Source organism: Methylobacterium planeticum (assembly GCF_008806345.1).
Taxonomy (GTDB): Bacteria; Pseudomonadota; Alphaproteobacteria; order Rhizobiales; family Beijerinckiaceae; genus Methylobacterium; species Methylobacterium planeticum.
This window is the reverse complement of record NZ_VZZJ01000001.1, coordinates 365,841-385,548: the sequence shown is the minus strand read 5'-3', so window position 1 is coordinate 385,548 and position 19,708 is coordinate 365,841. Positions and strand designations below refer to the sequence as shown.

General features: G+C 72.0%; 19 protein-coding genes. 8 read left to right on the top strand and 11 right to left on the bottom strand.

Annotated elements, in window-relative coordinates:
• Positions 1-263 precede the first annotated feature (263 nt).
• Positions 264-1,268, top strand: a complete 1,005-nt coding sequence (locus F6X51_RS01775; protein ID WP_150961373.1) for a heparan-alpha-glucosaminide N-acetyltransferase — start codon at positions 264-266, stop codon at positions 1,266-1,268.
• A gap of 75 nt (positions 1,269-1,343) precedes the next feature.
• Here the strand turns inward: F6X51_RS01775 and efp are convergent, their stop codons facing one another.
• A complete protein-coding gene (efp, locus tag F6X51_RS01770; protein WP_150961371.1) occupies positions 1,344-1,952 on the bottom strand; it encodes an elongation factor P in 609 nt (202 codons plus the stop codon).
• A 145-nt stretch (positions 1,953-2,097) separates the two neighbouring features.
• Between efp and epmA the strand changes: the two genes are divergently transcribed.
• From epmA to F6X51_RS01740, 6 genes are all read left to right on the top strand, one after another.
• Positions 2,098-3,156, top strand: coding sequence for an EF-P lysine aminoacylase EpmA (gene epmA, locus F6X51_RS01765; protein WP_150961369.1), 1,059 nt, complete (start codon positions 2,098-2,100; stop codon positions 3,154-3,156).
• Positions 3,153-4,229: a lysine-2,3-aminomutase-like protein gene (locus tag F6X51_RS01760; RefSeq protein WP_150961367.1), complete on the top strand. Its 1,077-nt coding sequence runs from the start codon at positions 3,153-3,155 to the stop codon at positions 4,227-4,229. The genes epmA and F6X51_RS01760 overlap by 4 nt, the downstream gene beginning before the upstream one ends.
• A 166-nt stretch (positions 4,230-4,395) precedes the next feature.
• Positions 4,396-5,139, top strand: coding sequence for an aquaporin Z (gene aqpZ / locus F6X51_RS01755; RefSeq protein WP_150961365.1), 744 nt, complete (start codon positions 4,396-4,398; stop codon positions 5,137-5,139).
• Between the two features lie 78 nt (positions 5,140-5,217).
• Positions 5,218-5,838 carry a glutathione S-transferase family protein gene (locus F6X51_RS01750; protein ID WP_150961363.1) on the top strand — a complete coding sequence of 207 codons (621 nt, stop codon included), beginning with the start codon at positions 5,218-5,220 and terminating at the stop codon, positions 5,836-5,838.
• 303 nt (positions 5,839-6,141) lie between these two features.
• Positions 6,142-6,804, top strand: a complete 663-nt coding sequence (locus tag F6X51_RS01745; RefSeq protein ID WP_150961361.1) for an RraA family protein — start codon at positions 6,142-6,144, stop codon at positions 6,802-6,804.
• A 37-nt stretch (positions 6,805-6,841) separates the two neighbouring features.
• Positions 6,842-7,639 (top strand): YdcF family protein, encoded by a 798-nt coding sequence (locus F6X51_RS01740; RefSeq protein ID WP_150961359.1) that lies wholly within the window; start codon positions 6,842-6,844, stop codon positions 7,637-7,639.
• Here F6X51_RS01740 and F6X51_RS01735 read toward each other — a convergent pair.
• The 4 genes from F6X51_RS01735 to F6X51_RS01720 form a co-directional block, all read right to left on the bottom strand.
• Complete coding sequence (locus F6X51_RS01735; protein WP_150961357.1) at positions 7,609-7,968, bottom strand: DUF3253 domain-containing protein; 360 nt, start codon at positions 7,966-7,968, stop codon at positions 7,609-7,611. The genes F6X51_RS01740 and F6X51_RS01735 overlap by 31 nt on opposite strands.
• Positions 7,965-8,699, bottom strand: coding sequence for a DUF599 domain-containing protein (locus F6X51_RS01730; protein ID WP_150961355.1), 735 nt, complete (start codon positions 8,697-8,699; stop codon positions 7,965-7,967). The genes F6X51_RS01735 and F6X51_RS01730 overlap by 4 nt, the downstream gene beginning before the upstream one ends.
• Positions 8,700-8,908: 209 nt before the next feature.
• On the bottom strand, positions 8,909-9,193 hold the full coding sequence (locus F6X51_RS01725) for an acylphosphatase (protein ID WP_150961353.1): 285 nt from the start codon (positions 9,191-9,193) through the stop codon (positions 8,909-8,911).
• Between the two features lie 137 nt (positions 9,194-9,330).
• Complete coding sequence (locus F6X51_RS01720; protein WP_150961351.1) at positions 9,331-10,452, bottom strand: PepSY-associated TM helix domain-containing protein; 1,122 nt, start codon at positions 10,450-10,452, stop codon at positions 9,331-9,333.
• 338 nt (positions 10,453-10,790) lie between these two features.
• Between F6X51_RS01720 and F6X51_RS01715 the strand changes: the two genes are divergently transcribed.
• A complete protein-coding gene (locus F6X51_RS01715; RefSeq protein ID WP_191969979.1) occupies positions 10,791-12,782 on the top strand; it encodes a TonB-dependent receptor family protein in 1,992 nt (663 codons plus the stop codon).
• Between the two features lie 17 nt (positions 12,783-12,799).
• On the opposite strand, the gene F6X51_RS01710 is transcribed toward F6X51_RS01715, so the two are convergent.
• The 6 genes from F6X51_RS01710 to F6X51_RS01685 form a co-directional block, all read right to left on the bottom strand.
• A complete protein-coding gene (locus F6X51_RS01710) occupies positions 12,800-13,228 on the bottom strand; it encodes a gamma-glutamylcyclotransferase family protein (RefSeq protein ID WP_150961347.1) in 429 nt (142 codons plus the stop codon).
• Between the two features lie 61 nt (positions 13,229-13,289).
• Positions 13,290-15,293, bottom strand: a complete 2,004-nt coding sequence (locus tag F6X51_RS01705; protein ID WP_150961345.1) for an acetyl-CoA carboxylase biotin carboxylase subunit — start codon at positions 15,291-15,293, stop codon at positions 13,290-13,292.
• Positions 15,294-15,448: 155 nt separating this feature from the next.
• The gene (locus F6X51_RS01700; RefSeq protein WP_150961343.1) at positions 15,449-16,795 is read right to left on the bottom strand and encodes a GGDEF domain-containing protein; all 1,347 of its coding nucleotides are present in this window, start codon (positions 16,793-16,795) and stop codon (positions 15,449-15,451) included.
• Between the two features lie 174 nt (positions 16,796-16,969).
• Entirely contained in the window at positions 16,970-18,262 is a 1,293-nt protein-coding gene (locus tag F6X51_RS28845; protein WP_191969978.1) for a diguanylate cyclase, read from the bottom strand.
• 151 nt (positions 18,263-18,413) lie between these two features.
• A complete protein-coding gene (locus tag F6X51_RS01690; RefSeq protein ID WP_150961339.1) occupies positions 18,414-18,851 on the bottom strand; it encodes a hypothetical protein in 438 nt (145 codons plus the stop codon).
• A 231-nt stretch (positions 18,852-19,082) separates the two neighbouring features.
• Positions 19,083-19,682 (bottom strand): L,D-transpeptidase, encoded by a 600-nt coding sequence (locus F6X51_RS01685; RefSeq protein WP_246696558.1) that lies wholly within the window; start codon positions 19,680-19,682, stop codon positions 19,083-19,085.
• Positions 19,683-19,708: the final 26 nt, after the last annotated feature.

The window sequence follows — 19,708 nt, the reverse complement described above, 5'->3', positions numbered from 1 at the left end:
AAGCCCGTTTGGCCGGCAGCGGCGCCGCACGCGCGTGCAATTTCGCCGGAATCGGCACGGGAGCCACAGGGCTCGGACGTTGCCGGAAACGCCGGATCCGGGCCAAATCCGTGAAGCGATTCGCGGATTGCGGCCCGGGCGCCGACGCCTTTGCGGCCTTCGCCGTCCGCGAGCCGCGCAGTCACGTTTGCGAGAGTATCGGCCTCGCCCGGATCGGCGGCCGGCGTCGCCGCCGCGGCCGAAGGATGCTAGGGGCCCGGGCCATGCCGATCTCCCCGTCCCAGGGCTCCGCCGCCGGCGCGCCCTGCCCCGCGGCCCGCCGCCTTCCTGTCATCGACGTGGCCCGCGGCTGCGCGCTCCTGGCGATGGCTGCCTATCACGCCACCTGGGACCTCGGTTACCTGCGGCTGACCGCCGAGAACGACGCCCTGACGGGACCCGGAAAACTCGCGGCCCACCTCATCGCGGGGGCGTTCCTGCTGCTCGTCGGGCTCGGGCTCGTGCTCATGAACGGCCGCGGCGTCCGGGTGCGCCCGACCGGGCTGCGGTTCCTGCGCATCGGCGGCGGCGCGCTGCTGATCACGGCGGCGACATTCCTGGCCTTCCCGGACAGCTACATCTTCTTCGGCATCCTGCACTGCATCGCCGTGTCGAGCCTGCTCGCCCTGCCCTTCCTGTTCCTGCCGGCGGCGGTGACGGCGCTCGCGGCCGCCCTGGTGATCGCGGCGCCGCACCTCGTCGCGCACCCGCTCCTCGACGCCCCGGCGCTGTACTTCCTCGGCCTCGGCGCCCGCGTGCCGCAGACGAACGATTACGTGCCGCTGTTTCCCTGGTTCGGGCTCGTCCTCGCCGGCGTCGCGCTCGGGCGGGTGGGGCTGCCCGCCCTCGCCGGCTCACGGCTCGGGGCGTGGCGGCCGGCCGGGCGGACGGGCCGGCTCGCGGCCCGCGCCGGGCGGCACAGCCTCGCGATCTACCTCGTGCACCAGCCCCTGCTCCTGGCGCTGCTGAGCGGCCTCGTGATGCTGACGGGACCGAACCCGCGGGCGGGCCTCGCGAGCTTCCGGGCGGATTACCGGGCGAACTGCACCCGCACCGGCGGCGAGCCGGAGGCCTGCCGGATCGCGGCGCGCTGCACCGCCGACGCGCTGCGCAAGGACGCCCTCTGGGCCTCGTCCGGCCAGGCCTTCACCCCGGACGAGCGCGCCCGCGCCCAAGGCTTGTCGCAGCAATGCTACGAGGCGGCGGAGGGCACGGCCGTGCCGCCGTGAGGGCCTGAAGACGCGGAAGGCCGGGCTTGCGACCCGGCCTCCCCGATCTCGGAGCGAGGATCGCCGGAAGACCGCTCAGTCCTTGGCGCGCTCGACGTAGGCGCCGTCGGCGGTCATCACGACGACGCGGGTGCCCGCCGCGATATGGGGCGGCACGGCCGTGCGCACGCCGTTCGAGAGCACGGCCGGCTTGTAGGAGGAGGAGGCGGTCTGGCCCTTGAGCACCGGCTCGGTCTCGGCGACCTCGAGGGTCACGCGCTGGGGCAGCTCGATCGTGAGCGCCACGCCGTTGTGGATCGAGACCATCACGGGCATGCCCTCCTGCAGGTAGGGCGCCGCGTCGCCGACCACGTCCGGCGGCACCTGGACCTGCTCGTAGGTCTCGGGGTTCATGAAGTGGAAGCCCTCGCCGTCGCTGTACAGGAAGGTGTGCTCGCGGTCCTCCACGAAGGCGCGCTCGACCTGCTCGGTGGTCCGGTAGCGCTCGGACACCTTCACGCCGTCGGTGATGCGCCGCATGTCGAGCTGCGTCACCGGAGTACCCTTGCCGGGATGGATGTTCTCGGCGAACAGGATGACGTAAAGCTTGCCGTCCCTCTCGACGACGTTGCCCTTGCGGAGCGTACTGGCGATCACCTTCACGGGGGCGTTCCTAACGTTGACAAAATGAGGCGGCCTCCCCATCGCGGTATTCCGCGGGGGCGACGTCTTGCCCCGCCACTATCCCATCCGCGGTCCGGTTGCCAGTCGCCGGGCATCGAGGCGTCCCGGGTCCCATGGTTTCTCGCTCCGCTCCGGCGTCGTACGGCCGGCCCGCGCCGGTTCGGCCATGACGCAGACCCCGTCGCCCTGGTGGGCGCCCCACATCCATGCCGACCGCCGGCCGCGCCTGCTCCTGCGCAACCGGATCGTCCAGGCGGTCCGGGCGCATCTGTGCGGGCTCGGCTTCGTCGAGGTGGAGGCCGCCTGCCTGCAGGTCTCCCCGGGCAACGAGACGCATCTCTCGGCCTTCGCCACCGAACGGATCGGGCCGGACGGCGCCCGCGACCCGCTCTACCTGCACACCTCGCCGGAATTCGCCTGCAAGAAGCTGCTGGCGGCGGGTGAGCCGCGCCTGTTCAGCCTCGCGCGGGTGTTCCGCAACCGCGAGCGCGGGCCCCTGCACCACCCCGAGTTCACCATGCTCGAATGGTACCGGGCGGGGGAGCCCTACACCCGGCTGATGCAGGATTGCGCCGACCTCCTGCGGCTTGCCGCCGAGACCGCCGGCATTGCGCGCTTCGCGTGGCGCGGCCGGAGCTGCGACCCCTTCGCCCCCTTCGAGCGCCTGACCCTGGCGGAGGCCTTCGGGCGCTACGCCGGCATCGACCTCCTGGCGAGCCTCGACGCGGCCGGGGCCACGGACCGGGACGCGCTGGCCGCGTCCGTCGCGGGGGCCGGCCTGCGGGTCGCCGGGGACGACACCTGGGCGGACCTGTTCAGCCGCGTGCTCGTGGCCCGCATCGAGCCGCATCTCGGCGAGGGACGCCCGACGCTCCTGTGCGAGTATCCGGTGAGCGAGGCGGCCCTCGCCCGCCCGAGCCCCCGGGACCCGCGCGTGGCCGAGCGCTTCGAGCTCTACGCCTGCGGGGTCGAGCTCGCCAACGCCTTCGGCGAGCTGACCGACCCGGGCGAGCAGCGCCGCCGCTTCGAGGACGCGATGGCCGAGCGCCGGCGCATCTACGGCGAGGCCTACCCGATCGACGAGGATTTCCTCGCGGCCCTGGGGCGGATGCCGGAGGCGAGCGGCATCGCGCTCGGCCTCGACCGCCTCGTGATGCTGGCCTGCGGCGCCGCCCGGATCGACGACGTGGTCTGGACCCCCGTGGCCGACCGGAGCCCGCGATGAGCCGCCCCCTCCGCAACCCCGCCGACCTCGCGGCGGCCGGGCTGATCGCCCCCGCCGACCTGCCGGCGCTCGCGGGCGTCGCCGCCCGCTACGCCGTCTCGGTGACGCCCGAGATGGCGGACCTGATCGACGCCGCGGACGCGCACGATCCCATCGCGCGCCAGTTCGTGCCCCGCGCCGAGGAACTGGCCACGCGGGAGGAGGAGAGGGCCGACCCGATCGGCGACGCCGCCCACGCGCCGCTGCCCGGCATCGTCCACCGCTACCCCGACCGGGTGCTGCTGAAACCCCTCCACATCTGCCCGGTCTATTGCCGCTTCTGCTTCCGCCGCGAGATGGTCGGCCCGGACGGGCTCGGCAGCCTCAGCGAGGCGGAACTGGCGGCGGCCCTCGGCTACATCGCGGCCCATCCGGAGATCTGGGAGGTCGTGCTGACGGGGGGCGACCCCTTCGCGCTCTCGGCGCGGCGTCTGCGCGCGATCGCGCTCGCGCTCGCCGGCATCGCGCATGTGCGGGTGATGCGCCTCCACACCCGCGTGCCCGTCGTCAGCCCGGCCCTCGTGACCGACGACCTCGTGCGCGCCCTCAAGGCCTTCGCGGGCGCCGTCTTCGTGGCGCTGCACGCCAACCACCCGCGCGAGTTCACGCCCGCGGCGCGCGGCGCCATCGCCCGCCTCGTCGATGCCGGCATTCCGCTGGTGAGCCAGTCCGTGCTCCTGCGCGGCGTCAACGACGATCCGTCCGTCCTCGAGCAGCTGATGCGCGCCTTCGTGGAGAACCGCATCAAGCCCTACTACCTGCACCAGGGCGACCTCGCGCCCGGGACCGCGCATCTGCGCACCGGCCTCGCCGAGGGGCAGGATCTGATGCGGCGCCTGCGCGGCCGTCTCTCGGGCCTCGCCCAGCCGACCTACGTCCTCGACATCCCGGGCGGCCACGGCAAGGTGCCGGTCGGCCCGGGCTACCTGCGCGAGGGCCCGGGGGGCCCGCGGGTCACGGACCCGCAGGGTCGGGAGCACCCCTACCCGCCCGGAGGCGACCCGAAGCCGGACCCGGGTACGCTTCGCGACTGAGGCCGCTTTCTCGGTGTTTTGCTAAGGCAAATCGATGCGGGCGGGCGTATCGCCTGGGACCATCAGCGCAGGTCCCCTGTCCGAAACGATTCGCAGGCTCGCCCGAGGCAGCCCTCCTCCCGATGTCCCGACGATCAGCCCGCCTGCGCGAGCACGGAGCATGATCATGACCGACGACTTGATGCGCCGCGTCTCCGCGGAGTTCTGCGGCACCTTCTGGCTCACCTTCGGCGGCTGCGGCGCGGCCGTGCTGTCCGCGGCCTATCCGGAGCTCGGTATCGGCTTCCTCGGCGTCGCCTTCGCGTTCGGGCTGACCGTGCTCACCATGGCGTACGCGGTCGGCCACATCTCGGGCGGGCATTTCAACCCGGCCGTCACCCTCGGCCTCTGGTCCGCGGGGCGCTGCGCCAACCACCACGTGGTGCCCTACATGGTGGCGCAGGTCGTCGGCGCCATCGCGGCCTCCGGCTTCCTCTACGTCATCGCCTCCGGTAAGGCCGGATGGGTCCCCAACGGGTTCGCGTCGAACGGCTACGGCGAGCTCTCGCCGGGCAAGTACGGCCTCGGCGCCTGCCTGCTCACCGAGATCCTGGCGACGTTCTTCTTCCTGTTCATCATCATCGGCACCACCTCGAAGGGCGCCGCCGTCGGCTTTGCCGGCATCCCGATCGGGTTCGCCCTGGTGCTGATCCACCTGATCTCGATCCCGGTGACCAACACCTCCGTCAACCCGGCGCGCTCCACCGGTCCGGCGCTGTTTGCCGGGGGCGAGTACATCACGCAGCTCTGGCTGTTCTGGCTCGCCCCGTTCGCTGGCGCGCTCCTGGCGGGCTTCGCCGGACGCTGGCTCTACGAGCCGGCCGACATGGTCGAGACGGTGGTGGTCGAGGAGAAGCGGGCCGTCGCCTGACCTTGCGTCCCCGGCGGTCCCTGTTGCCCTCGCCCGCGCCTCCGCTAGGAAGGGGCCGGGGCAACGGGAGGCGGTGACATGCGCAGGCTTTGGGGCCGGGCGAACTCGGTGAACGTGCAGAAGGCCCTCTGGGGCCTCGACGAGATCGGACTTCCCTACGAGCGGATCGAGGCGGGGGGCGCCCACGGCGTGGTCGGGGACGCGGAGTACCGCGCCCTCAACCCGAACAGCCTGGTGCCGACGCTGCAGGAGGACGGCTTCGTCCTCTGGGAATCGAACGCGATCCTGCGCTACCTCGCCGAGGCCCATGACGGGCCCCTGGCCCTGCCGCAGGACGTGCGCGAGCGGGCGCTGATCGGCCAGTGGCTCGATTGGCAGACCACGAGCTTCACGCCGGCGATGCGCGACGCCTTCTGGCAGCTCGTCCGCCTGCCCGAACCCGAGCGCGACGCGGCCCTGATCGGCGGATCGGTCGCGGCGTCGGAGCGCCATGCCGAGACGCTCGACCGCTACCTGCAGGGCCGCAGCTACGTGGTGGGCGAGCGCTTCAGCATCGCCGACATCGCCCTCGGCTGCGCCGCCCACCGCTGGCTCGCCCTCCCGGTCGAACGCATCGCGCGGCCGGAGCTGGAGCGCTGGTACGCCGGCCTCGCGCGGCGCCCGGCCGCCGCCGTGGTAATGCGCCAGGCGCTCAGCTGACCCCGAGGCCGGCCGGCCGGGAACGGGCCGGAGCGGCGCGCCACGACGGCGCGCGCCCTCGGCCCGCATTGCCTCGGACGTGGCGTCGCACCGCATGGACGCTGTCGCGGTCCGCCGCCCGGGCGCGCGGTCACGTCCGTTCAGGAGAGGCCGCGAGCCGCCGCGGCTTGCGGGCGAGTGCTTCCCGGCGAGTGCTTGCCGGCGACAGCGCCATGCCGGGCGTGCGGCGCCTTGCCGGGCGTGCGGCGCGACCCACCTTGGGCGTGAGACCTGCGGGCGCCCGTCCGCGCGGAGAACCCCACGATGCCGATCGACAAAACCCTGCGCGACGCGCTCTCCGCCGTGACCACGGCGAGCCTCGGGCGGGTTCTCGCCCGCCGCGGCGTGCCGGCCTTCGCCTTCCGCGGGCTGCGGCCGCGGGCGGGCTCCGCCCAGGCGGTCGGCGCGGCCTTCACCCTGCGGCTGATCCCGGCACGCGGCGAGGCCGGGCTCCCCCTCAGCCGGACCATCGAATCCATCCCCGAGGGCGCGGTCGTCGTGGCCGATACGGGCGGATCGGGGGAGGCCCTGCCCTTCGGGACGATCCTCGCGGCGCGCCTCGGGCAGCGCGGGATCGCCGGCCTGGTCACGGACGGCGCCGGCCCGGCTGAGGGCGCCATGCCGGCCTGGGGCGCGCCGCCCGGCGCGATGCGCGCCGGCTCGGGCCTCGTCCTCGTCGGGGCCGGCGAGCCGATCGCCTGCGCGGGCGCGGCGATCCATCCGGGCGACGTCGTGGTGGCCGACGCGGAGGGCGCCGTGGTGATCCCGGGCAGCATCGCCGAATCGGTGGCGCTCGAGGCGGTCGAGCAGCAGCGGCTCGACCTCTGGATCCAGCGGGAGGTCGAGAAGGGCGTCAGCCTCGACGGGCTGCTCCCGCCCGATGCCGCGGCGCTGGCCCGCTTCGAGGCCGAGACCAAGCCGGCCTGAACCCGCAACCCGATCGACCGTTGGGCTCGGCCGCACCATGTTCTTCCCGCTCTCGAAGGTGATCTTCTTCGCGATCACGCCCTCGAACTTCCTGATCCTCGTCGGCCTCCTCGGCTGCCTCCTGCTCGCCCTGACCAAGCGCTGGCGCCGCGCCGGGGCGTGGCTCTGCGTCCTCGGCTTCGTCGGGCTCCTCGCCGGAGGCCTGTCGCCCCTCTCCGCCATCGCCCTCGTGCCCCTGGAGGAGCGCTTCCCGCCCTTCAGCGATGACGGGACCCCGGTCACCGGCGTCATCGTGCTCGGCGGCGGCGTCGATTCCGGCCTCGCGAAGTCGCGCAACCAGATCGTCGTGAACGATGCGGGCGAGCGGCCGATCTACCTCGCCGACCTCGCCCGCCGCTACCCGGAGGCCCGCCTCGTCTTCTCGGGCGGCAGCGGCAGCGTGTACGACGCGACCTCCGAGGCCGACATCGTCGGCTGGATGGGCGACACCTTCGGCCTGCCCCGCTCGCGGCTGATCCTCGAGAACCGCTCGCGCAACACCTACGAGAACGCGCAGTTCACCGCGAGCCTCGTCCGGCCGAAGCCCGGCGAGCGCTGGCTCCTCGTCACCTCGGCCTGGCACATGCCCCGGGCGGTCGGCTGCTTCCGGCAGGCGGGGTTCACGGTCACCGCCCACCCGGTCGATTACCGCACCCGCGGCTGGGCGGATGCCACGCGCTTCGCGAGCTACGCCTCGGACGGCCTGCTGCGGCTCGACCTCGCCGGCAAGGAGTGGATCGGCCTCCTGACCTACCGCCTCACCGGCTACTCGGACGCGCTGCTGCCCGGGCCCTGAGGGTCCGCGTCCCGGGGCAGCCCGAGGCGGTAGATCCCGCGGAAATCGTCCGGGTCGGCGACCGGGCGCCCCTTGCGCAGGATCGCGATCCGGCCGGCCTTGGTGAGGGCCACCGCCACGCGGCGCACCGGCTGCATCAGGGGCCCCCAGCCATCCGGATGCGGGCCGCCGAGGGCGCGGGCGACCTCGGAGGGACACACGGTCTTGTCGGCCCCGCGCGCCTCGACAAGGCGCAGCAGCGTCTCGGTGATCTCGGCCTCGCTCGCGCGGGCCGGCCGGGCGGCCCCGGGCTTGGGGCCGTTCGGGGGCGGGGTCACGGGCGTGGTCATGGGCTCTGGTCCGGTGTTGCGCCCGGATCCTCGGCCAGGAGGGCGGCGCGGATCTCCGAGACGAATTGGCGGCGCCACATCACCAGCACCACCGCGGTGGTCGTCAGCATCAGGATGACGGGGCTCACGAACCAGCCGAGATAGGCGAGCGCGAAGAAGAAGGCCCGCTGCCCCCGGGCGAAGTGGCTGCCGGCGGCGATGTTCATCGAGGAGGCCCGGCGCGCGGCGCGCAGCATCTCGGCCTCCGTGCTGCCCGCGCCCCGCGGCGGCACCGCCCCGATCAGGATCGCCCCGTAATTGAACAGCCGGTAGGCCCAGGCGAACTTGAAGAAGGCGTAGACGAACACGACCGCGAGGCCCGCGACCTTGATCTCCCAGGTGGTCCGGGTCGCCACCGTGCCGAAGGGCAGCGTGCCGAAGAGCGTCAGCACCTCGTCGCCGGAGCGCGACAGGGTGAGCACGCCGCCGAGCGCGATCAGGGAGGTCGAGGCGAAGAACGCGGTGCCGTTCTGCAGCGAAGCGTTGATGGTGGTGTCGACCACGCGGTTGTCGCGCACGACCATCTGGCGCGCCCAGACCTCGCGCTGCGCGTTCATGATCTGGCTCAGGCTGACGAGCCGGCCGCGCATCCGCCCGACCGCCAGCCCGTAGCCGATCCAGGCCACGACGAAGAAGATCAGCGCCGCGAGATCGAGATGCGAGAAGGCGGCGTCCTTGGTCAGGTTGGTCATGTCCCTCGGCGATCGGCTGCGCGCCGCTCGGGCCGGCGCCCCCGGCCGCGGGCGCTTGGCCTGAGCGGCCCCGGCCCGCTCGCTAGCCCGGCAGGCCCGGCCCTGTCGAGGGCGGTCGTCGCCGGCGAGCGCCGGGCTGCCATGCTCTCGCGGAGGGCAGGCGCCGTCCGGATCCCGAGGGCGTCCGCCGGACCCCGAGGGCGTCCGTCTCAGGCCCCGCGGATCGCGAACCCGCGCAGGTCGCCGGCCTCCCCCCGCTCGGTCACCGCGACCTCGGTCACGGCCGCGCCGCCCGGACCCTGCGCGCAGGCCCTCAGCATCGCCCCGACCGCCTCGGCCGGCCCCGAGAAGGTCGCCGCCACGGCGCCGTCGTCGCGGTTCCGGACATGGCCCGAGAGGCCGTGCAGCTCGGCCTGATGCTTCGCCCAGACCCGGTAGCCGACGCCCTGGACGCGGCCCGTGATGACGACGTCGACGGTTCTGGTCCCGCTCAAGCCTGACCCCGGGTCGGGAGCCCGCCGCGGCGCCGGGCTCTGCCACCCGGTGCGTATCATGCGGACGCGACGAAGAGAACGCGGCCTCCTGCTTCACCTCGCGCGTTCACCTGCCGCGTTCACCAGCCGCGCATCGATCAGGTCGTCGCCAGTGTCCGCAGGCGCGTCCGGCGGGAGCGCCAGACGGCGAAACCGGAGACGAGCAGGAGGAGCGGCACGAAGCCGGCCGCGAACACGACGAGGCGCCCGGGCAGACCCGCAAGGGAGCCGTTGTGCAGCCAGATCTGCAGGGTCTGATAGCGGTTCCCGTTCGAGATCGCGCCCCAGCTCCGGTCCTCGACGATGCGCCCCGTCCAGGGGTCGAGCCACACCACCCCGTCGCTGCGGAAGGCAGGGTCGCCGCCCGCCGGCGCGACGAAGACGCGCCAGGTGTTCCGGTTGCCCGTCGGCGGGTTGAGGCGCGTCACGCGCGCCTCGGGACAGGCGGCCCGCACCGCCGCCAGGATCGCGTCCGCGGCGAGCTGCGGGGCGTCCGAGGCGGGGACGCTCGGCGACGGCAGCGCCGTCATCGGCGAGAGCAGGCCGACGACCGGGCGCACCAGCCCGGGAAAGATGTGGCCGACCCCCGTCACGGCGACGAGGATCAGGACGATGCAGGCCCAGAACCCCGCGCCCGCGTGGAGATCGATCCAGAACCGCTGCCGCGAGACGCCGCGGCGCAGGGTGACCGAGCGCCAGAACCGGCCCGGCCTCGGCCACCACAGGACGAGTCCGCTCAGGGCGGACAGGATCAGCCCGATCCCGATCACGCCGACCACCTCCTTGCCCCACCAGTCGCGCAGCAGAAGCGTGAAGTGCAGCCGGTAGACGAGGTGGGCGAAGGCCGTCCCGGTATCCCGCCGGCCGAGGACTTGCCCATCCGACGGGTCGACCATCGTGGTCCAGGTCCGCTGCCCCGGATGGGCATGCGCCACGACCCAGACCGGCCAGACGCCGTCCGGCGGCGTGATCTGGCTGACGGGTTCGCCGTCGACCCGCGCGGCGGCCCGCAGGGCCTCGGACGGTCCGATCCGCCGGTCCGGCGCGGCCGGCCGGTAGAGGGACGGGTTCAGGGCCGCATCGATCTCCCGGTAGAAGACGTTGAGGCTTCCCGTCAGCCCGATCAGCGCCAGCAGGGCGCCCCCGCCGAGGCCGATCCAGCGGTGCAGGCTCTTCCAGGCCGCGCGCAGCCCGGCCCGCGACGATGTCCGACCCGTCATCGGCCCGCTCCGACCCGCGGCGGCCGGCCTTGGCAACCGGAAATCAACGGCAGATTGCTGGCCATAGAAGTACCTCAACCACGCATAGCCCCATCACTTGAAACAATTCTAATGAATATACGAAATAGAAATAAGGACTTGTCTCGGGTTTGATTGATGTCGTAAACACAAATTATCAAGCTAACAAAATTTATAGTTGTATCATGATCGTATCCATTGATATTCGACGCACGGCGCCGGCGGCTTTGCTTTGCCTCTTCGCCGGGTGCGGGGCCACCGCGGCAGCGCCGGGCGCCGATGCCGCGGCGGGGGTGTCCGTGACGCTGGAAGAGCTGGACGTGACCGCCAGCCCGCTCGCGACCGTCCGCGTCGCGGCGGCGGCCCGCACCTATGCCGGCGGCCGCGGCGAGGCGAACCCGGCGCAGCTCGAGGCCGCCGGCGCGCAGAACATCACGGACGCGCTGCGCCTGATCCCCGGCGTCCAGACCCCGGTTCCCAACGGGCCGGCCAGCGGCGACTTCGCGCAGAGCGTCGGCATCCGCGGGCTCGCCTCGCGGCTCGGCGGCTACGCCACCGTCCTCCTCGACGGCGTGCCGCTCTCGAGCGCGCCCTATCTGCAGCCCGAGCTCTCCCTGGCGCCGGTCTCCTTCGGGATGCTGGAGCGCGTCGACGTGATCAAGGGCGGCGCGGCCGTGCGCTACGGGCCGCAGAACGTCGGCGGCGTCATCAACTACGTGACCTGGCCGATCCCGAGCGCGTTCGGCGGGCAGATGCGGCTACGCGGCAACCTGAACGGCTCGGACCGGGCCGGCGGCTTCCTCAACGGCCAGTCGGACATCGTGATCGGCGGCTCGAACAGCGAGGGGAGCGGCCTCGCGCTGCTCTATTCGGGCAATCACGGCCCCTCGTTCCGGCCGCGGTCGAACCAGGACATCGACGACGCGATGCTGAAGTACCGGGTCCAGCTGACGCCGGAGAGCTACGTCGACGGGCGCGTGCACGGCTACAACGCCTCCGCCGAGCTGCCCGGCCCCCTCGATCAGGCTGCCTACCGGCGCAACCCGTACGGCTCGACCAACGCCTACCAGTCCTATCAGGGCAGCCGGATCGAGGGCGTGGCGCGCTACGTCAACGAGTTCGACGGCACCCGGTACTTCGAGACCACGGTCTTCGATCTCAGCAGCCACCGGGCCTTCGCGCTCTCGAACCGGAACCGCGACACCCTCGCGACGCAGTTCGACCTCACGCCGAGGAACTACAACACCTTCGGGATCGAGCCGCGCTTCAGCGTCCGTTCGGACCCGTTCGGCATCCCGCAGGAGACCTCGATCGGCTACCGCTACGTCCGCGAGGACGCGGACGAGAAGCGGCTGCGGCGGAGCTTTCGCGCCGGATCCGTCCCGTTCCCGTTCCCGTCCGTTCCCAACCGCGACTCGATCGGCTCGACCGACGCGCACGCCGTCTACCTCGACGACAAGCTGACCTTCGGCGCCCTCACGGTCACGCCGGGCATCCGCGTCGAGGACGTGACGATCGGGCGGCGCAACAACCTGAACGGCTTCCGGGCGCAGGAGCACTACACCGTGCCGCTGCCCTCGCTGCGGGTCGGCTACGCGGCGACGTCCGAGCTGTTCCTCTACGGCAATGTCGGGCGCTCGTTCGGCTCGCTGAACTTCACGCAGCTTCCGCTCGCCGCGAGCGACCAGAAGCTGTCCCCCGAGATCGCCACGACCGCGGAGGTCGGCGCCCGCTACACCCTCGGAGGCCTCACCGCCGAGATCGCGTATTTCCGCCTGAACTTCGACAACCAGATCGAGTTCGACGCGATCCGGGCCGATTTCATCAACGTCGGACGCACGCTCCACCGCGGGCTCGAGACGGGCCTGCGCTACGATTTCGCCAGCCTCGACCCCGCCCTCTCGGGCCTGGGCGCCTACGCCACCTACGCCTATACCCGCGCGACCATCCAGGACGGGCGCTTCGCGGGCAACGACCTGCGCCTCTATTCCCGCCACACCGGGACGGTCGGCGCGAGCTACGCGACCGGCCCCTGGAGCTTCGACTGGTTCGGCTACGCCCAGTCCGGCCAGTTCGCCGACGAGGCCAACACGGCGGTCCCGAGCGCGGACGGCCGCTTCGGCCGCATTCCCGGATGGGTGATCTGGAACGCCCGCGCCACCTACGCGGTCACGCCCGAATCCCGCCTCGGCCTCGGCGTCGTGAACGTCTTCGACAGGCGCTACTTCACCCGCGCCAGCGCGGAGGATAACGGCGGCATCTTCGCGGGGCCGCCGCGCACCTTGTACGTGGAATTGCGGACGCGGTTCTAGGGGCGCCGCGGGCGGCCTCAGCCCGGCCCCCGCAGCCAGGCGCGCATCTCCCGCCGATACTCGGCAGGCAGCTGCGCCGCCTCGGCCGCGCGCAGGACCGTTTCGAGGTAGCCGGGGCGCGGCGCGCCCGGGGCGGTGCTGCGGCCGAAATAGATCAGCGCCCGGCGGATGCCGCCCTGCGTGACGACCGGCTGGGCGGCCTTGGCGTAGAGCCCGCCGGCCACGCCCTCGTAGCGGTCGAGGGCGGGCACGTCCGCGAGGGCGAGCTCCCAGAGCACGCCCCAGACCGTGCGCCCGGGATCGCGCACCACGGAGGCGTAGCCCTCACGCATGATGATGAAGCGGTGCCGGTGCAGCCGGCCCTGGCCGATCAGCCGCGAGGCCGGGCAGCGCAGGGCCATGGCGGCGGCGTCCATGTTGGCGCCGTAGGCGAAGTAGAGCGGCATGGGGTCAGGGCGGCGAGGCCCGGCGGCGTGGCGCCGCCGGGTCGATCGGGCCGCGCATCCGTCAGGCGAATTCGAGGATGACGGCGTCGACCGCGAGGCTGTCGCCCTCCTTGGCGTGGATCTTCGCCACGGTGGCATCGCGCTCGGCGCGCAGCACGTTCTCCATCTTCATCGCCTCGACGATGGCCAGGGCCTCGCCGTTCTTGATCTCCTGGCCTTCCTTGACGAGGATCTGCTTGACGAGGCCGGGCATCGGGCAGAGCACCTGCTTGCCCGAGCCCGCATCCTCCTTGACCGGCATCAGGGCCGCGAGCTCGGCCTCGCGCCGGGTGTAGACCCGGGCCTCGCCGGCCGCGCCGGCATGCTGGAGCGCGACGCCGTTGAGGAGGCCGCGCACCTGGATGGCGACCCGCTGCGCCCCGATGATGCCGGTCCAGACCGGCTCGCCCGGCCGCCAGTCGCTCATCACCGACAGGGCGGTGCCGTCCGCCTCGGTGACGACCAGGTCGCCGTCCTGCGAATCCACCGTCACGGGGTACTGCTCGCCCGCCAGGATCACGATGCGGTCGCGCTCGAAATGCAAGAGGCTCGGGTCGCGCATCTGGCCCGAGATGCCGCGCTTGCGCTGGTTGAGCTTGTGGTCGATGGCCGCCGCCGCCGCGGCCATCCGGCGGGCGATCTCGCCCTTCGGCTCGGGGGCGACGAAGCCCTCCGGGAACTCCTCGGCGATGAAGCCCGTCGAGAGGTTGCCCGCGCGCCAGCGCGGATGCGCCATCAGGGCGGCGAGGAACGGGATGTTGTGGCGGATGCCGTCGATCGCGAAGGCGTCGAGGGCCTCCCCCTGCGCCTCGATCGCGGCGGCGCGGGTCGGGGCCCAGGTCACCAGCTTGGCGATCATCGGGTCGTAGTGGATCGCGATCTCGCCGCCCTCCTCGACGCCGGTGTCGTTGCGCACGATGGCGCTGCCCTGGCGGCCCTCCTCCGGCGGCCGGTAGGTGGTGAGGCGGCCGATCGAGGGCAGGAAGTTGCGGGTCGGGTCCTCGGCGTAGACGCGGCTCTCCACCGCCCAGCCGTCGAGCTTCACCTCGGCCTGCGTCAGGGGCAGCGTCTCGCCGGCCGCGACCCGGATCATCAGCTCGACGAGGTCGAGGCCGGTGATCATCTCGGTGACCGGGTGCTCCACCTGCAGGCGGGTGTTCATCTCGAGGAAGTAGAAGGACTTGTCCTGTCCCGCCACGAACTCGACCGTGCCGGCGGAATCGTAGTTCACGGCCTTGGCCAGCGCCACGGCCTGCTCGCCCATCTTGCGGCGGGTCTCCGGGTCGAGGAGCGGCGACGGGGCCTCCTCGATCACCTTCTGGTTGCGGCGCTGGATCGAGCACTCGCGCTCGCCGAGGAAGATGACGTTGCCGTGCTTGTCGCCGATCACCTGGATCTCGATATGGCGCGGATCCGTGATGAACTTCTCGACGAAGACCCGGTCGTCGCCGAAGGAGGAGGCCGCCTCGGACTTGGCGCGGGCGAAGCCCTCCGCCACCTCGGAGGCCGAGTGGGCGATGCGCATGCCCTTGCCGCCGCCGCCGGCGGACGCCTTGATCATCACCGGGTAGCCGATCTCGTCGGCGATCCTGACGGCGTGCTCGGGGTTCTCGATCACGCCGAGGAAGCCCGGCACCGTCGACACCTTGGCGGCGGAGGCCGCCTTCTTCGACTCGATCTTGTCGCCCATGGCGGCGATCGCGCCCGGATTCGGGCCGATGAAGACGATGCCGGCCGCCTCGAGCGCCCTCGGGAAGGCTTCCCGCTCCGACAGGAAGCCGTAGCCCGGATGCACGGCCTGGGCCCCGGTCTGCTTGCAGGCGTCGATGATCTTCTCGATCAGCAGGTAGGATTGCGCGGCGGGGGCGGGGCCGATGTGCACGGCCTCGTCCGCCATCGCGACGTGGACGGCATCGCGGTCGGCATCGGAATAGACCGCGACGGTCTGGATGCCCATGCGGCGGGCGGTCTTGATGATGCGGCAGGCGATCTCGCCGCGGTTCGCGATCAGAATTTTTTCGAACATCGAATACCGCATTCACTTTAGACGATGTCGGGTCGCAGGACCCGGCACTCAAGCTTTGCCCCGTTAAAGCACTTGCGCGCGTTCTGGAAGGTGACCTTGGTGGGAGCGCGCGGTTTCGGGCGCGAAGCGGACCCGCCGCCCGCGGCAGTCCCGGCTCAGGCAGCGGCGACCTGCGCCGGGCCGGCCTCCGCCGGGGCCGGCTCGCCGCCCCGCGCGGACCAGGCCGCGACGACGCGGTTTCGCCCCGCGGCCTTCGCATCGTAGAGCGCCGAATCGGCGATCTGCACGAGGGCGTCCGTGCAGGTGCTCGGGCCCTCCGCCGGCGCGATCGCGACCCCGATGCTGACGCTGACATGGCGCCCCTCCCCGAGGCCGGGATGGCGCAGCCGCAGGTCGGCGACGGCGGCGCGCACGCGCTCCGCGAGGGTCAGGAGGTCGCGCGGCTCGGCGTCCGGCACGATGGCGATGAACTCCTCGCCCCCGTAGCGCCCGGCCACCGCATGCGCCGGCATCGCGGACCGGATCGCCGCCGCGACGGCGCACAGGCAGGCATCGCCGCCCGCGTGGCCGACGCTGTCGTTGAAGCGCTTGAAGTGGTCGACGTCGATCAGGATGACGCCGACCGCGCCGCGCGCCGCCGCCTGCGCGGTCCAGTCCGCGGTCAGGCGGGCGCTGATCGCCCGGCGGTTGACGAGGCCGGTCAGCCCGTCCGTGTCGGCCAGGACCGCCAGCTGGGCGTTGGCCTCCGCGAGTTCCTCCGCCTGCAGCCGGTTGCGCAGGCTCAGGACGAAGGCGTGCTCCAGGAGGAGGTTCAGGGTCTGCCGGGCCGGCACGAGGCAGCCGATGACGAAGGCGAAGAACGTCGTCAGGACGAGCGGCAGCTTGAGCTCGATCGCCGGGTTGGTGAAGTTGAACAGGAAGTAGAGGCCGAGATCCAGAACGGTCCCGGCGACGCACCAGCGGAGATTCATCGGGAAGACCAGGATGGCGGTGGCCGTTGCGAACAGGGCGCCCGAGAGGTAGCGCTCGTGCATCGCGCCGCCGCCGGCGGCGCCGAGGAACTGGCCCACCAGCATCATCACGGCGATCGTGACCGGCAGGGTCAGGCCCTCCGTGAATCCGCTGCGCGGGCGCATCCACACCCAGACGAGCACGCCGTAGACGGACGGAACCAGCACCGCCCGCAGCGCGATCGAGAGCCACAGGATCCGGGGTTCCTGGATGTAGTCGAGGACGCAGGTGGCCGCGTCGAAGAGCGTGACCCAGATCAGCCAGTACCGAACCGTGCCGCTGCGCTGGCGCCAGCTCGCCGCGCGGTAGATCTCGCGCAGGCGCGCCGTCAGCTTGATGTCGCGGATCCGGCAGGCGAGGACCGCGTCGATCTCGGCGAGGAGCGCACGCCGCTCGTCGCGGCCGAGGCCGTCGACGAGGCTCAGCCGCGTCGACTTCGCCCGGTGTCCCGACCCCTCCCGGCCCGACCCGGCCAATGGATCCCTGCGCATCGCGTCCCAGGCTCGCTGTGATCGGTGCAGACTAGCCGCGGGGTCTCAGTATTTCCTTGGCCTTCGGCGAGGTTTCTCCGGCAAATCGAAGCGTAGAAGGTCACTTTCTGCTTCGAATTCAACGGATCCCCGGCCTGAAACTGCGCGTCGCGGGTTGTGCGGAACATTCTCGGTTCATGCGGCGCTACAATGCTCGTGCTCGACGACCGGATCGCCGTGCCGGATGCAGCGGTTCTTGCCGAGGGCCTTGGCCCGGTAGAGCGCCCCGTCCGCCTGCCCGAGGAGCGCGACCGCGTCGCGCGGCTCCGAACCCGCGCAGGCGATGCCGACGCTCCCGCCGATCCGGATCGGCGGGAGGTCCGCCAGGAGGACGTCGCGCCCGAGGGCCTGGACGATCCGGCGCGCCAGGCGCACGGAGCCCTCCCGGTCGAGGTCGCGCGCCAGGACGACGAACTCGTCGCCCCCGAGGCGCGCGACGACGTCGGTGGGCCGCGCCGCGCCGCGCAGGCGCCCGGCGACCGCGATCAGCAGCTGGTCCCCCGCGCCGTGCCCGTGGGTGTCGTTGACCGCCTTGAAGCCGTCGAGGTCGATGTAGAGGACGGCGAAGTCGGGTGCCGCGGGGTCGGCGCAGAGGGTCCCGAGCGTGCGCTCGACCGCGGGGCGGTTCGCAAGGCCCGTCAGGCTGTCGCGCAGGGAGCGCTCGAGGCTCTCCTCCTCGGCCAGCATGGTGGCGACGAGCATCGCGTTGATGCGGAAGGCCGCGTTGCCGACGACGAACAGGTAGAACGGGATCTGTGCGCTGAAGACCAGCAGGATCGTGTTCTCGGACAGGATGCCGCCGACCGCGATGGGGGTGATGCAACCGAACAGCTGCAGCACGGCGCCGCGCGGCGCGACGTAGCTGCGCACCACCAGGCCTCCGCTGATCGCCACCGTCGAGGCCACGATCAGGACCAGCAGGGATTCGTCGTCGGTCTGGAACGCGATCAGCGCGGCCGCGCCGACGAACCAGAGCGAGAGGTGGTCCCCCAGCATGAAGAGGTCGGTCGGCGTCGGCAGGTTCCGCGCCGAGCGCCGGTAGCAGAGGATCAGCAGCGTGATCCGGCACAACCCGAGGGTCAGGTCGGCCAGGAAGAAGCCGACATGCAGCGCATCCGGATGACGGATAGCCGCGATCGCGTTCATCATCACGGAATTCGCGATGCCGACGAGCCACATCGGCACGAGGGCGAAGAGGTGTGCCCGGAGCATGGCCCGGACCCTGTCGGAGACCGGCTGCCCGCAATCCGTCAGCCAGCACAGGATGGGCCAGCGCAGGGGCGAGAAGGTCCGTCCGTTGAGCGCGGGGTCGGCACCCCGCATGGCCACGATGTCGAGCCATTCCCGGACGGCGACCCGGCGCGGGTTCGGCTCCGGTGCCGTGTCGCCGTGCGTCAATCCGGCGTTGATGCGAGGGAAAATCGACATGCCGCAGGATGGCACGGGGCCGGCGTTGCGGCCGTTAAGATCCCGGGTTGCCGACATGCTCCGGCAGGACAGGAAATGATCAGCGGATCGCCGTGAGCGCGTGCGAGCCGCCTCGAATCGTCCGTATCAGGCTCCGACGCCACGGATCCGCTCAGGCGGCGTTCCGGAGCGCCACGATGTCCTCCCCGGCCTCCGCGCGGCGGTTGGCCGCGAGGGCGAAGGCCACCAGGGCCTCGTCGCTCGACTGGGCCTCGCGCACCACCTCGAAGGCGATGCGGGCGCCGGTCGCGGTCGGGCCGTTGCCGTTTCCGATCGAGGCGGCGAGCCAGCGGGCGGTGTCGCGGTCGACGTAGCCGGTCGGGCGCTCGCCCCAGACCGAGAAATCGACGATCGCCGCCACCAGCATGTCCGCGAAGGCGGTGCCCGCGTGGGTGACGACCCGCTCGAGGGCGATCAGCATGTCGGCCTCGTCGCGGCCGGTGATGCCCTCGGGCAGAAGCTCCCGGCTGAGGATGCGGACGTCTGCGGCCGTGAGGCGGCCGGCGGCGACGGTACGGTTACAGAAGTTCTGAAGCGAAACGTTGATCATGTCTTGATGCTCCCGCGGCTTTTGTTTGGGCCGGTCTTTGTCCGTGTGTGTATTGGACTATGCGGGTCGGCATCGACTGTGCGGTTAACGGCCAAATCTGAACTGGCGTTCAGGTTAAAGCCTGATCACGAATGAGCGTTTCGAGATTCTTGCCGAGGCACTCGCCGAGGCACTTGCGGAGTCCCTTGCCGAAGCTCTTGCCGGGTCCTTTGCCGAGGCGGGCCGTGCCCTTCAGCGCACCACCACGCGGGCGCCCACGGGCACCCGGTTGAACAGGTCCACCACGTCGATGTTGCGCAGGCGGATGCAGCCCGACGACACCGCCTGGCCGATCTTCTCCGGCTCGTTGGTGCCGTGGATGCGGTAGAGCGTGTCGCGCCCGTGATCCGAGAGGTAGAGGGCGCGGGCGCCGAGGGGGTTGGCGGCCCCCCCGGCCATGGGGTGGACGTGGGGCCAGCGCCGGACCATCTCGGCCGGCGGGTTCCAGGCCGGCCACTCGGCCTTGCGCGTGACCGTGGCGGTGCCGGTCCAGCCATAGGCCTCGTCCCCGACCGTGACGCCGTAGCGGAGGGCCTTGCCCCCGGGCTCGACGAGGTAGAGCTGGCGCGCCTTGGTGTCGACCACCACGGTCCCGGGCGGCTCCTGCGTCGGGTCGTCGACCCGGTAGCGGGCGAAGTGCGGGTCGAACTCGGCCTCCGGCACCAGGGCCATGAAGGCCGCGTCGCGGGCCGACAAGCTGGGATCGGGCACAGCCGAGAAGCTGCAGCCCGCGAGGGCGAGGGCGAGGAGGCTGCCGCCGAGGCCGGCGCGCATACGGGTCTGGGCAATCATGCGGGTCCGCCGATCCGGCCCCGATC

Excerpts from the sequence above, each read along its gene's own strand:
- F6X51_RS01775 (WP_150961373.1), top strand. The coding sequence starts at position 264 with ATGCCGATCTCCCCGTCCCAGGGCTCCGCCGCCGGCGCGCCCTGCCCC.
- efp (WP_150961371.1), bottom strand. The coding sequence starts at position 1,952 with ATGGGGAGGCCGCCTCATTTTGTCAACGTTAGGAACGCCCCCGTGAAG.
- epmA (WP_150961369.1), top strand. The coding sequence starts at position 2,098 with ATGACGCAGACCCCGTCGCCCTGGTGGGCGCCCCACATCCATGCCGAC.
- F6X51_RS01760 (WP_150961367.1), top strand. The coding sequence starts at position 3,153 with ATGAGCCGCCCCCTCCGCAACCCCGCCGACCTCGCGGCGGCCGGGCTG.
- aqpZ (WP_150961365.1), top strand. The coding sequence starts at position 4,396 with ATGACCGACGACTTGATGCGCCGCGTCTCCGCGGAGTTCTGCGGCACC.
- F6X51_RS01750 (WP_150961363.1), top strand. The coding sequence starts at position 5,218 with ATGCGCAGGCTTTGGGGCCGGGCGAACTCGGTGAACGTGCAGAAGGCC.
- F6X51_RS01745 (WP_150961361.1), top strand. The coding sequence starts at position 6,142 with ATGCCGATCGACAAAACCCTGCGCGACGCGCTCTCCGCCGTGACCACG.
- F6X51_RS01740 (WP_150961359.1), top strand. The coding sequence starts at position 6,842 with ATGTTCTTCCCGCTCTCGAAGGTGATCTTCTTCGCGATCACGCCCTCG.
- F6X51_RS01735 (WP_150961357.1), bottom strand. The coding sequence starts at position 7,968 with ATGACCACGCCCGTGACCCCGCCCCCGAACGGCCCCAAGCCCGGGGCC.
- F6X51_RS01730 (WP_150961355.1), bottom strand. The coding sequence starts at position 8,699 with ATGACCAACCTGACCAAGGACGCCGCCTTCTCGCATCTCGATCTCGCG.
- F6X51_RS01720 (WP_150961351.1), bottom strand. The coding sequence starts at position 10,452 with ATGACGGGTCGGACATCGTCGCGGGCCGGGCTGCGCGCGGCCTGGAAG.
- F6X51_RS01710 (WP_150961347.1), bottom strand. The coding sequence starts at position 13,228 with ATGCCGCTCTACTTCGCCTACGGCGCCAACATGGACGCCGCCGCCATG.
- F6X51_RS01705 (WP_150961345.1), bottom strand. The coding sequence starts at position 15,293 with ATGTTCGAAAAAATTCTGATCGCGAACCGCGGCGAGATCGCCTGCCGC.
- F6X51_RS01700 (WP_150961343.1), bottom strand. The coding sequence starts at position 16,795 with ATGCGCAGGGATCCATTGGCCGGGTCGGGCCGGGAGGGGTCGGGACAC.
- F6X51_RS28845 (WP_191969978.1), bottom strand. The coding sequence starts at position 18,262 with ATGTCGATTTTCCCTCGCATCAACGCCGGATTGACGCACGGCGACACG.
- F6X51_RS01690 (WP_150961339.1), bottom strand. The coding sequence starts at position 18,851 with ATGATCAACGTTTCGCTTCAGAACTTCTGTAACCGTACCGTCGCCGCC.
- F6X51_RS01685 (WP_246696558.1), bottom strand. The coding sequence starts at position 19,682 with ATGATTGCCCAGACCCGTATGCGCGCCGGCCTCGGCGGCAGCCTCCTC.